General features: G+C 43.1%; 13 protein-coding genes. 5 read left to right on the top strand and 8 right to left on the bottom strand.

Annotated elements, in window-relative coordinates; translation table 11 throughout:
* Window positions 1-114: 114 nt before the first annotated feature.
* From ACX1N5_RS07270 to alc, 4 genes are all read right to left on the bottom strand, one after another.
* Complete coding sequence (locus ACX1N5_RS07270; RefSeq protein WP_458801169.1) at window positions 115-402, bottom strand: putative hemolysin; 288 nt, start codon at window positions 400-402, stop codon at window positions 115-117.
* 60 nt (window positions 403-462) lie between these two features.
* Window positions 463-1,170 carry a phospholipase D family protein gene (locus ACX1N5_RS07265; protein ID WP_458801171.1) on the bottom strand — a complete coding sequence of 236 codons (708 nt, stop codon included), beginning with the start codon at window positions 1,168-1,170 and terminating at the stop codon, window positions 463-465.
* Window positions 1,171-1,274: 104 nt separating this feature from the next.
* A complete protein-coding gene (locus tag ACX1N5_RS07260) occupies window positions 1,275-1,778 on the bottom strand; it encodes an ureidoglycolate lyase (RefSeq protein WP_458801173.1) in 504 nt (167 codons plus the stop codon).
* Window positions 1,775-2,782, bottom strand: coding sequence for an allantoicase (gene alc, locus ACX1N5_RS07255; protein WP_458801175.1), 1,008 nt, complete (start codon window positions 2,780-2,782; stop codon window positions 1,775-1,777). The genes ACX1N5_RS07260 and alc overlap by 4 nt, the downstream gene beginning before the upstream one ends.
* A 198-nt stretch (window positions 2,783-2,980) precedes the next feature.
* Between alc and hpxO the strand changes: the two genes are divergently transcribed.
* Window positions 2,981-4,138, top strand: coding sequence for an FAD-dependent urate hydroxylase HpxO (gene hpxO, locus ACX1N5_RS07250; RefSeq protein WP_458801177.1), 1,158 nt, complete (start codon window positions 2,981-2,983; stop codon window positions 4,136-4,138).
* Window positions 4,139-4,249: 111 nt separating this feature from the next.
* On the opposite strand, the gene ACX1N5_RS07245 is transcribed toward hpxO, so the two are convergent.
* The 4 genes from ACX1N5_RS07245 to puuE form a co-directional block, all read right to left on the bottom strand.
* Window positions 4,250-5,542: a hypothetical protein gene (locus ACX1N5_RS07245; RefSeq protein ID WP_458801179.1), complete on the bottom strand. Its 1,293-nt coding sequence runs from the start codon at window positions 5,540-5,542 to the stop codon at window positions 4,250-4,252.
* 347 nt (window positions 5,543-5,889) lie between these two features.
* On the bottom strand, window positions 5,890-6,213 hold the full coding sequence (gene uraH, locus ACX1N5_RS07240; protein ID WP_458801181.1) for a hydroxyisourate hydrolase: 324 nt from the start codon (window positions 6,211-6,213) through the stop codon (window positions 5,890-5,892).
* Window positions 6,206-6,712, bottom strand: coding sequence for a 2-oxo-4-hydroxy-4-carboxy-5-ureidoimidazoline decarboxylase (uraD, locus tag ACX1N5_RS07235; RefSeq protein ID WP_458801183.1), 507 nt, complete (start codon window positions 6,710-6,712; stop codon window positions 6,206-6,208). Before uraD ends, uraH begins: the two co-directional genes overlap by 8 nt.
* An 83-nt stretch (window positions 6,713-6,795) precedes the next feature.
* Window positions 6,796-7,761, bottom strand: coding sequence for an allantoinase PuuE (puuE, locus tag ACX1N5_RS07230; protein WP_458801185.1), 966 nt, complete (start codon window positions 7,759-7,761; stop codon window positions 6,796-6,798).
* Between the two features lie 251 nt (window positions 7,762-8,012).
* On the opposite strand from puuE, the gene ACX1N5_RS07225 reads away from it, so the two are divergent.
* From ACX1N5_RS07225 to dsbD, 4 genes are all read left to right on the top strand, one after another.
* Window positions 8,013-8,369 (top strand): HPF/RaiA family ribosome-associated protein, encoded by a 357-nt coding sequence (locus tag ACX1N5_RS07225; protein WP_004750017.1) that lies wholly within the window; start codon window positions 8,013-8,015, stop codon window positions 8,367-8,369.
* A 105-nt stretch (window positions 8,370-8,474) separates the two neighbouring features.
* Window positions 8,475-9,017, top strand: a complete 543-nt coding sequence (locus ACX1N5_RS07220; protein ID WP_131381756.1) for an ankyrin repeat domain-containing protein — start codon at window positions 8,475-8,477, stop codon at window positions 9,015-9,017.
* A 22-nt stretch (window positions 9,018-9,039) separates the two neighbouring features.
* A complete protein-coding gene (locus tag ACX1N5_RS07215) occupies window positions 9,040-9,807 on the top strand; it encodes a transporter (RefSeq protein ID WP_458801188.1) in 768 nt (255 codons plus the stop codon).
* A 21-nt stretch (window positions 9,808-9,828) separates the two neighbouring features.
* Window positions 9,829-11,658 carry a protein-disulfide reductase DsbD gene (gene dsbD, locus ACX1N5_RS07210; protein WP_458801190.1) on the top strand — a complete coding sequence of 610 codons (1,830 nt, stop codon included), beginning with the start codon at window positions 9,829-9,831 and terminating at the stop codon, window positions 11,656-11,658.
* The last annotated feature ends 26 nt before the right edge of the window (window positions 11,659-11,684 follow it).

The following is an 11,684-nucleotide window of genomic DNA, read 5'->3' as shown; positions in this document are numbered from 1 at the left end:
GCTTCTGTCAAAGTTTTTTACACCCTCTTTATTTTTCTCCCATAGGGAGAAATAAAAAGGGGTATGAAAGAAGTCGAATGCATAGAATAAAAAAGAGGGCGATTGCCCTCTTTTTTATGGATGAGTTTTTCGGTACAAATCCCATTCATCTTGCTCTTGTCCATTGGGTAATTTGCAGTTGGACGATTCATTGCCAAAGGCATCTTTTAGATGGCGCAGTTTACCGCCTTGTTCTAGGCAGTATTTACTGGCAGGGTTTGCCATCGCCAGTTGTTTTTCCGAAGGGTTGCTGCTACAGGCTGCTAAAAATGCCGTTGTGGTAGCAAGGCTCAGTAAAATCAATTTTTTCATCATGGTACGGACAAAAGTTGGCACACTAAACAAGTTTTCTACTATAGCCAATCGAGATTGCAGAAGTTTTATGCTTTTGCAAAGACTAAGTAGAGAAAATGTAGAAACATGTTATTCAATCGGCATATCGGTATGCCAAAGGAAATAGCCACCGTACTGGTTTGTTTTAAATTCACCGCCCACAGATTTTCCTTGTGCAGTCAGTTGATGCTTGCCACGATCATTTAAAATCAGGAAGCCTTTCTCCACAAAGAGATCTAGCAAATCTTGGGTTTTTAACTTGTATTTGGCAGCCAGTTTGGATGACGTTAGTTTCTGTTGAGCATCATCATTGTCCTGAGTTATGACTTCTGCGTCTTGGGTTTGGTTATGAACTTCATCCAGTGAAATGCGGACTTCTTCGCTGATCCGAATAATCCGTTGTGCTTCTTCATAAGCATCTTGAAACACAGACTCATCATGTTGTTTTTCAATTAAGATACCCATCTCATTATTATTGATCTGGCTAAATTCATATAAATTCAAACTGCTAATAATGCAGGTATTCTCATTCATATAGCATTTTGCATGCAGGTTTTTGCAGAAGCTGACCCGAATATAGTCGAGGCGCTGCATCCATTTAATTTCATCAGGATGTAAATCACTTTTGCCGTAGACAATCCGAATGTCGATTTTCAGACGGTTTTTATCTTCCAGTAATTCTTTAATACGATCGTTCAAACGTAAATAAGGGCTAATCAGAATTAAACGCTCTTTGGCATTTTTAATCAGTTCTTCAAGGTAGAAATTGGTTGCACTGGTATTTAAGAATTTTGCCATGTTTGATCTAGTGTCATGTTGTGTTATTTTAAGATCATAAAGCAAAAGAATTGATGTTTTCCAGTTATTTAGCAACAGGCTACCGAAACAGCCTGTTCAGGGTTTTATTCTTGAATCAGTACAGGCTCAGCAAACTCAAACACATCACAGTTGTGCCCTGTGCCAAGCCTATCAATCACAGCAAAATCGCTTGGGCTTTCCAGCGTCAGAAGGGGATGATGCCATGTCCCTGCACGGTAATTCACGCCTTGTGTGCCATCTGAAATAAATGCCCGAAGGCGCTTTAGGTCAGGTTGATCAGCATTTAAATTGGACGCAACTACGATCAGGAATTTTTGTCCCTGCATCGGAATAAATGCTTGTGAACCAATCGGATGCCGTTCCAGAATATCAATCTTGAATGGCAAAAGTGTGGTCTTGATATTACGAAAAATACTGATACCGATCTTGCCTGCCACATCGGTTTCAGTGTGTGCCAAGGCATGATAACGTTCGGTATGCGCCTCATTAATATAAAAGAAATCATGCCCTGTACAACCGATCACTTCACCGAATTCGGCGAAGTTTTCGATGGTTAATGGTTCAAGCTGAATATTGAGTTGACTCATCTTGTGACCTTACCCCATAAACGAATGCGGCTAATGCCGCCATCTGGAATCATGTTGACGCGAATGTGCGAGATTTTTTCATGTGCCAAGATTTCATTGATATAGCTATGTATATGATCCATTTGCATGTCTTGCGCTTCGAGTAAAAATGGCCAGAACATGCTTTGTGGAATCAGTTGCGGGTCAGTGGCATCTTGTACATACACCGCCTGAATCGACACTTGGGCAGGGAAGTTACCTTTAAAATGTGCAGTATCAATCTCGATTTTTTCAATCCTACCTGCTTGCCCCAAAGCCAGCACACACCAGTCAAAACCAGGAGCACGACGACGTTTGGTTTCCCAACCGTCACCCATATTGACACCACGACCTGGGTTAATCATATTACGCGGATGACCATAGTGTGCATCACTATAGGCGATCACTCGTCCGCCATTTTCCAGTGCCAGTAAATCCAGTGTCTGGTTGTTGTCTTGGAGCTGAATTTGCACTTCACCATAGACACGTAAACGTGCTACACCACCATCTGGAAAAATGTTCAGGCGAATATGAGTAAAGACCTGATCTGAGTCAATATCAAAAAAGTGATGCTGGCTTGAACCCAAAATACTGTTGGGTAACAGACTATGCCATTCGGCCTGATCAAGCTGATCATCAGGTGCATAGCAGGCTTCCAGTGCAGCCGAAGCAGGATAGTTACCTGTAAAGAAAGTGGTATCGATGTCTAGCCCATAAATCTTGCCCGCCACGCCAAGTTTGACGATACACCAGTCGTAGCCTGCATGACGTTTACGGCGGGTTTCCCAACCATCCATCCATTTGCCATGATCATCAAACTTGTCTTCGGCAAAAATCGGGGCATCCGCATTGAGCATGCGTTTCGCTTCTGCAAAGAACTCATCGGAGCAGTCAATAATTTGGGCACCAATACGCACATCGGCAAGGTTGGTTAAATGCGCCAGATGTGTAGGAAGTTCAAAAGCAGGGGCGAGTAAGGTTGCCATGTAGGGTTCCTGTATGCTGTTATTTTAGTCACTGAAATGAGTCCTTTACCTATACTAGCATTGTTGTTTACTTAGGGAAGACTGGCAAAAATGTGGCAGTTTTTACGGTAACTGAACACATTCAGCGCAAAATATCGCGTATGGCACGCTTTTGGCATCAAAAATTAAACAAATGCTATAAATATAAAGGAGCTATAGATGGACATTGTGATTATCGGTGCTGGTATGGGAGGATTGACCACAGGAATTGCACTAAAAAAGTTCGGACATAAAGTAATCATTTATGAACAAACAGAAAAAATTCTTCCCGTTGGTGCCGCCATTTCGCTATGGTCAAATGGGGTTAAATGTCTGAACTATCTGGGATTATCAGACAAAATCGCCAAACTGGGCGGACAAATGAATGATTTGGCTTATGTCGATGGGCTGACAGGGGAAACCATGACCCAGTTCAGCTTGCAGCCGCTCATTCAGGAAGTTGGGCAGCGTCCTTATCCTGTCTCGCGTGCCGACTTACAAAATATGCTGATGGATGAATTTGGTCGCGAGGACATTCATTTGGGCAAGCGCATGCTGGCTTTAGAACAACAAGAACATAGAGTAAAAATTCAGTTTGCTGATGGGAGTGAGGCTAAAACCGAGCTTTTGATTGGAGCGGATGGAACACACTCATTAACACGTGCTTACGTGCTTGGAGAGCAGGTACAGCGCCGTTATGCAGGCTACGTCAACTGGAATGGACTGGTGGATATTTCTGAGGATTTAGCGCCTGCTGAACAATGGACAACTTATGTCGGTGAGGGGAAGCGAGCATCACTGATGCCTGTGGCAGATCAGCGTTTTTATTTCTTTTTGGATGTGCCATTACCTGCGGGTCTGGAGAATGACCGTAGCCAGTATCAAAGCCAGTTAAAACAATATTTTCAAAACTGGTGCCCACCAGTGCAAACCCTGATTGAACGACTGGATCCGCAAAAAACCAATCGGGTAGAAATCCACGACATTGAACCCTTTCTACAGTTTTATAAAGGTCGTGTGGTGTTGGTGGGTGATGCCGCGCATAGTACGACTCCTGATATTGGGCAAGGGGGCTGTCAGGCGATGGAAGACGCGATTTATTTGGCGCGTGCTTTACAGATCAATACTTTGGGTATTCAAGATGCCTTGTCACGCTATCAAGAAAAACGTAATGAGCGTACCAAGGAAATGGTGTTACGTGCCCGCAAGCGCTGTGATGTGACGCATATGAAAGATCAAGCAACTACACAAGCTTGGTATAGCGAACTGCGTCAGGAGCAGGGACCACATATTATGCAGGGGATTATCAATAACATCGTGGGAAATGTACTGGATTAAACCTGATTTGAAACAATAACAGCAAACCAATAAAAAAGATGCCTTGAGGCATCTTTTTTAACAACTTGGTCAGATTGCACTACCGTTGAAACAGTAGTTATACCAAGACACTTAGAAGTTGTAAGTGATTCCAAAGCGGTTTTGCAAGAACAGGTTGGCATCGCCTTGGAGTTTTTGGAAGCCAACAAATTCAGACAGGCTCAAGCCTTTGAGAGAGCCTGTGAAATTATAGAAACCATAGAACATTACTTCATACATGTCATTGTTGAGGCTGCTCAGTTTTTTGTAGCTATCGTTCACTGCAACATAGCTTAAACGTGTACCGACAAAAGCATTCTGACCAAATGGAGAAGAAAGCTCTGTAGTGTAGAAATCACCAGGCCCTAAGTCCTGAGTACTGGTAAAGAACGGCTGTGCAAAGTACGGATCAGAAGACGTGTTGTGAGCATAAGGTGTTGGCAAACTACCTAGACCCCAAGCATTATTTTTCTTGAATACGTGGTCATAGCCAATACGCCAAGTCAGTTTCTCTGTTGGTTTAAGTTTCAACTGAGCACCGAGCGATGTGCTGTCAACTTTACCAAATTGCGCATCACCAATGTCATTGGCATAAGCGGCTTGCACGCTGACTTCAGGTGTCCATTTGACTTTGTTAAAACCAAGATTGGCTTCGCCATAATACAAGTTGAATGAATCTTCATAGCTTTCTACCCAAGCCTGAGTTTTTAGGTATTTATCATCCAAGTTAAATTTTTTACCCAGACCAAAGCTGGCGACATGATCAAGACGTGTGTTTTTTGCGGCTGAGTATGGGTCATCGTTGTAACGGTCACGGTGAGCAAAGTTGTCATCGCCGTAGCTTTTGTATTTATTAATATAGGTAGCGCGAACGAAGTTATCGACATCACCGTACTTCATGTCAACGCCTTGATATAAGAACGGTTGCACACGATAGAAGGAGTAATCACCCACAAATGGCAGGTCAAGTTTTTGATTACCCACCGTCACCGAGAATTTGTCTTGTGTCCAGTTTAAGTAAGCTTCACCAATGCCAAAGGTGCCATCAGACAATTCAGAGATATCATGAGAGCCATGTGAAAGACGATTTTGACCTTCAATCCCGACAACTGCCTGGAAGCCATTGTAACGGGCTGTTTTATAATTTACATATCCACCCGCAGAGGTAGTATCTTGGCTGATATTACTAAAATAGGCATTGTTGGTTGAGTAAGAAGCCAAACGTAAGCTACCTTCAACCGTACCACAGCTAAACATTTGTGAAAAATCGCTGACATTCGCGGCCTTACAAGCGTCATCGCTAGATAATGGCAATGCAAAAACTGAAGAACATAAGCTGCTAATACCACATAATAGAAGCGCTTTTTTAAGGCGAATGTTGCTCATTGTAGACTTCCCCACGAAAATAAACTGGTTTGCAAGCAAGATGCAAAAAACTAACCAATTTTAAACAAATTTCGCTTGGATGTAGCTATTGATTAGACAAATCGACAGCAGATCGTTGAGAAAAACGACAGAAAAGCCGAGAAAGTGTGAGAGAACAATAGGAGTGATGTGCTTTTTAATAATTCATCTGTAAAAACACCATTAAAAAACTCACGGCAAAAAGTAGGGTTTTACATAGTATCCTGCTTGGATTTAGTGCAGAAAATGAATTAATTTTGACCATTTGGTCTGACTGGTATAATCCTGCGGCTTGGCAGAATCATACCTTGTCGTCAGCAATTTGCTGCTTAACTCCCCCGATAGGTAGAGTAAGCGAATGGGCTAATCAGTAAAGGCACATGATAATGTTCTTGTGGATCTGCGACATAAAACTGGATACAGACTTTAGGGAAAAAAGTCTCAAGTTGTTTAGATGCGAAGTAAGGTAAAATTTCATATTCAAGCTGATATTCGCCTGCTGCGATTGCAGTCAAACCAAAATCTTTCAGGCGACCATCGGCATCGGTTTGTCCTTGCCCAAGTAATGTATGCTTGGTTGCTTCAAATAACTTCACGGTTACAGCCGCAGCAGGTTTGCCTAAATGCGTATCTAAAATATGGGTACTAATCACTTTCGATTCCCAGTTCCAGACGATGCAGAGCAATCCCCGCAAGCTGCTCATGAACCACCTGTTTTTCAGTCTCTAGGTCATTTTGCAAACGTTGCTGTAAGGCTTCAAAAATATCCATATGCGTCAGACCAACGGCTTTAATTAAAAAGATAAAACCAAATTTTTGTTCATAAGCCAGATTGGCCTCATACAGCGCATCAGTAGTCTCGACACCTTGATAAACGAGAGCCTGTTCTTGTTGTGAAAAAGCTTGCTCTTGTGCTGACAAGGTCTGTTTTGCCTGTTGTTCCCCAATGCGTGGATGAGCATCTAGTGCGGCTTTAATATCTGACCATGTCCATGTTTCCGTTTGCATCTCGGCTGCATTGATCAGGGTGTGCTTGCTTGGATAGGGGCGTTGTTCAGAAAGTGTTCTTACCCAAGAAGAAATATGAACACAGTGTTTTAAAAATTCTTGCGCCTGTGTCTCGGAGAGTTGGTTGAATTCTGAGAGTTGCATAATTATGTCCAGTTTATTGTTGCTTTTAATTATTTAAACATGTGCAATCATGGCTTAAAAAGCAAGAGCCAACACAGATTTTTTTACTTTGGATAATGATGTTGATACCAATGCTCGGCAATATCCTGACGGCGACAAATCCATACCCGTTCATGGGACTGGATATAATCCAAAAAGCGTTGTAATGCCTTAAAGCGCCCAGGCTTGCCTAAAATTCGACAGTGCATCCCAATGGACAGCATTTTCGGTACAGTATCTCCTTCCGCATACAACACATCAAAAGCATCTTTTAAATACTGATAAAACTGCTCACCACTGTTGAAGCCACCTGACGAGCAAAACTTCATATCATTGGACTCTAAGGTATACGGAATAATCAGATGTGGTCGGCTTTCACCTACTGAGTTGGTCAGGGTGGTCCAAAAGGGCAGGTCATCACCATAATAATCACTATCATATTGAATTTGTGGAAATTCAGCTAAAAATTGGCGAGTATTCTGGCTATCGCGCCCTGTGTACCAACCGACTGGGGCTTCACCAAAAAGCGTTTCCAGTACGCTGATCGCCTGATCCATATATTGGCGTTCTTGTTCAAGTGGCATGTCTTGATAATGAATCCAGCGCTGCCCATGCGATGCCACATCGTAGCCCGCCGACTTGATTGCTTCGACCACATAAGGATTACGAATCAGTGCCATACCGACACCAAAAATGGTCATGGGTAAATTACGTCGCTGAAACTCCTCATGGATACGCCAGAAACCTGCACGCGAACCATATTCGTACATGGAATCCATCGACATGTGTTTGGCAGGAAAACTGGCTGCCCCAATAATGTCTGATAAAAATTGCTCTGAGCCTGCATCGCCATGCTCAATATGGTTTTCAGATCCCTCCTCATAATTCAGTACGAATTGCACCGCAATTTTGGCTTGATGTGGCCAGTGAGCTTGAGGAGGGGATCCATGATAGCCAATTAAGTCACGAGAGTAGGGGGTGGAACGAATACAATCGATGAGTGCCTGACCACGCAAGTAAGAAGTTGTCACGGTTGGTTTCCTTTTGATCGTTTTTTTGCAAAATATGCTTGCATATTTTCGAGTATAGCCTGATATTTAAAACATAAGGACACCGAAACAATATGCAAAAATGGTGACAACATCTTCTGTTTAGGAAGATGTAAAAGCTTATAAATTTAAGTGTTTTTACCATCGTGCATCATTAGGTTTCAGGTGCATTTACATGGATGGTTGTTTTGTTTTGCACAGCGCAGATCGATGAAATAAGAGAGGATTAATTTATGAATATTGAAATCCGTACAGATAAAAATATCCAAAATAGTGAACGTCTAATTGGCTATATACGTGCAGAACTTACGAATGAATTTCAACGTCACAGTGAACGTATTACTCACTTTTCAGTACATTTGAGTGATGAAAATGGAGATAAGGGCGGAGATGACGACCTACGTTGCATGATTGAAGCACGCCTAGCAGGATTGAAACCGATTGCTGTATCACATAAAGCAGGTACTGTGGATGCTGCAATTCATGGGGCAATCGAACGCCTAAAACGTAGCCTAGAACATGTGATTGAGAAAAAAGACAATCCTCGCGCTAAACCGCTTGAAATTGAAGAAGAAGAAGACGAAGCTTAAGTGACTGATTTTTCCAAAAAAGCTCCTTCGGGAGCTTTTTTTATTGCCTTTGATATTGGATTTCTTGTTAAACTGGCTTGAGCACATTGCCATTGAGAACCCATCATGCTAACGACATCACAACATGCCTTGATTGATGCCATTGAACAACTTGACCCAGCCAAAGTACAAGACCTGTTATCTCAAGGGCTTGATCCTAATTTTATGGATCCTCAAAAAGGCTTGCCAATTACCGTGGTCTGTGATGGCTTGTTCCAGTGGTGGGAAACGTTGTGTGATGCTTGTGAGGCAGGACAACCTCTGTCAGAACAACAAAAACAGCAGCTACTACAGCCCCATCTTGAAATTTTAGATGCCTTGATTCAGGCGAAAGCCAATGTGCATTTGTGGGATGCGGAAGAATTTTATGGACCACTTTGGGATGCAGCCAGCGCAGCATGTGTTCCTGCAGTGCAGCGGTTGCTAGATGAAAAAGTCAACCCAAATACGTTGGATGATGAAGATTTAACCGTGTTATCATCAATTAGCCAATTATTTTTTGAATGTGACTATGATGAAATCGATTGGTCACAAACCTTGCCAGAGCAAAAGCAGACTTTGCAGTTGCTTCGTGAGCATGGTGCAAAAATGACAAAAGAATTAACTTAACGCTTAATCCTTGAGAATATCTATGAAACTATGGCAAACCACGGCATTCGCACTTGCTTCAACAGTGAGTATGCATAGTCTAGCGACTGATTTTTCTTTTGACCGTCCAGGTTCAGGCTTTGGGACAAGTATTACCCCAGTCGGGCAACTGGCATGGGAACAGAGCTTGCCAAGTGTATCTTATACAAAGCAGGGTACGGCTGACGGTTATGAGAAAACTACAATAATTCAGACCGACATGCTTTTTCGTACGGGGCTAACCGACAGTATGGAATTGCAGTTGGGTTGGCAAGGGCCAGCTTGGACACAAATCCGTCGTGCAGGTCAAAAAATCAATGATAATGGTTTGGGAGATGTATCTGTAGGCATCAAAAAAGCCATTGATTTACAAGATGACCAAATGACTATGGCGGTTTTAGGTAAAGTCTCCTTTGCGACAGGTAATCGAGGTTTTAGAGAAAACCAAGATACCTATACTTTAGGTTCAACAGTGGCTTATCAGCAAAATGAGTTGCTGAACACCAGTATCACCATGTTCTATGAAATGCAGGATGGTCGCTGGTCATGGACGGCTATTCCGACTTTAAGTTATAAGATTGCTGGCAACTGGTCAGGTTTTTCGCAGTTTGTTTATCGTAAACAGGAAAGCCAGGCTGAGCAGACTTCGTTGGCAACAGGTTTAGTTTACAAGCTTAACAATCGCACACAATTCGATGCCAGTTTTGGCGTAGGTTTGAGCGGCGATGTACCTGACTACAGTGGCGGTTTTGGCGTATCCTACCTGTTCTAAATTCAATGAGCAGATCTGCCGATGCGGTTGCATGTCAAAAAAACGGCAATATTGTGGCTAGCCTTACAATATTGCCTATTATTGATCGTATCTTTTCCTGTATTCAGTCATGCCGACGAGTTGTTGCCCGCTGAACAGGCATTTCAGTTTTCGGCGGAATCTCTCTCTGATCATCAGGCACAACTGTCTTGGAAAATCCAGCCGCATTATTATCTGTATCAGCAAAAATTTACGGTACAGCAGGGACAACAGCAACTCGCACTTAAATTTCCGCAAGCCGTGCCCCAGCACGATGATAATTTTGGGCAAAGCTGGGTGTACTTTAATCAGGTCAGTTTTAGTATTCCAACACAACCCAATCAGAGCTATCAGGTGACATGGCAGGGTTGTGCCAAAGACCGTTTGTGTTATCCACCACAAAAACTCACCATTCGCACCGATGCCGATGGCCTGATCAGTATGCAAGATCAGGTGCATACCCAGTCTAGTTTGCTTGAACTTTCACAGCAGCAATCTACATCACTCAGTTCCAATACTTTAAATACTACTCCAGTAGCAAAGGCAGACAATTCTAGCCAGTCAGCAACAGCTTTAACTGCCGATGATGAAGTCTGGTCACAGCGCCTCAGTCAACATTCTTTTGTGTATGGGTTACTGTTGTTCTTAGGCTTGGGCATTTTGCTGGCTTTTACTCCATGTTCTTTACCGATGATTCCTATTTTGACTTCGCTCTTGATTCGGGAGCATAAGGGTTTAAAAGCATGGAGTATTGCACTGGTCTTTGTATGCAGTATGGCATCGGTTTACGCAGTTTTGGGTGTGGTGGCATCTTCATTTGGCTTGAGCTTTCAGCGCTGGTTACAGCAGCCGAGCATTTTAATGGCATTTAGCTTGTTATTTGTGGTCTTTGCGCTGAACCTGTTTGGTCTGTTTGAAATCAAGTTGCCACAGACATGGACACATCACTTAGATCGGGCACAGTCTATGCAAAAAGGGGGGTCCTTACTTGGCGCCTCAGTCATGGGGGTGATTTCTGCTTTGCTGGTCGGGCCGTGTATGACAGCACCTCTTGCAGGCGCCTTACTGTTTATTTCTCAGACCCAAAATCCATGGCATGGTGCAGTTTTACTGTTTAGCTTAGGCATGGGAATGGGAATCCCAATGCTGCTGGTCAGTTTGCTCGGTTCCAGAGCCTTGCCCAAAGCGGGGCTATGGATGATGCAAGTTAAGGTAGTCTTTGCATTTATTATGCTGGGGCTGGCGCTGTATTTTATTCGCCCTGTCTTGAATAGCAGTGCGTGGCAACTCCTGAATGTATTGCTGCTGGTGAGTTTTATTGCTTATTTGCTCTATGGCACAGTGAAACATGTGCGCGGTCTAAAATGGCTGTATGCAGTTTTACTGCTGAGTCTGGTGCCTGCATACGCTTACCAGCAATACCAGTGGTGGCAAGGTCAAAATACTGTTGGGACCTCTACTCAGGCGCAATGGCATGTTGCCAAGACTGCTGTCGAATTTCAGGCGTTGCTTGCACAAGCGCCTCAAGGGCAAGCTATTGTGGTCGATGTCTATGCTGACTGGTGTGTGGCATGTCAGCCCATTGAACATCAGATTTTGCCACAACCGCAGGTACAACAGGCACTTGTGCCATTTTATCTGATCAAGCTGAATTTGAGTCAGTATGATGCTTCGCATCAGGCATTATTGAGTCAATGGGATATTTTGGGTCCACCAACCTATTTGTTTTTAGACATTCAACATCAGGAACAACGTAGTTTGCGTTTAACAGGTGAATTTAAAATGGCTGCACTGCTTCAGCGTTTGCAGCAACTTACACAAAAAACGCAGTGATTGGAGTGCAAAATGCTCCATTTAAA

It is taken from the genome of Acinetobacter sp. ANC 4636 (assembly GCF_054454555.1).
Note: the sequence above shows the minus strand (reverse complement) of the source record. Positions and strands in the feature narration are given on the sequence as shown.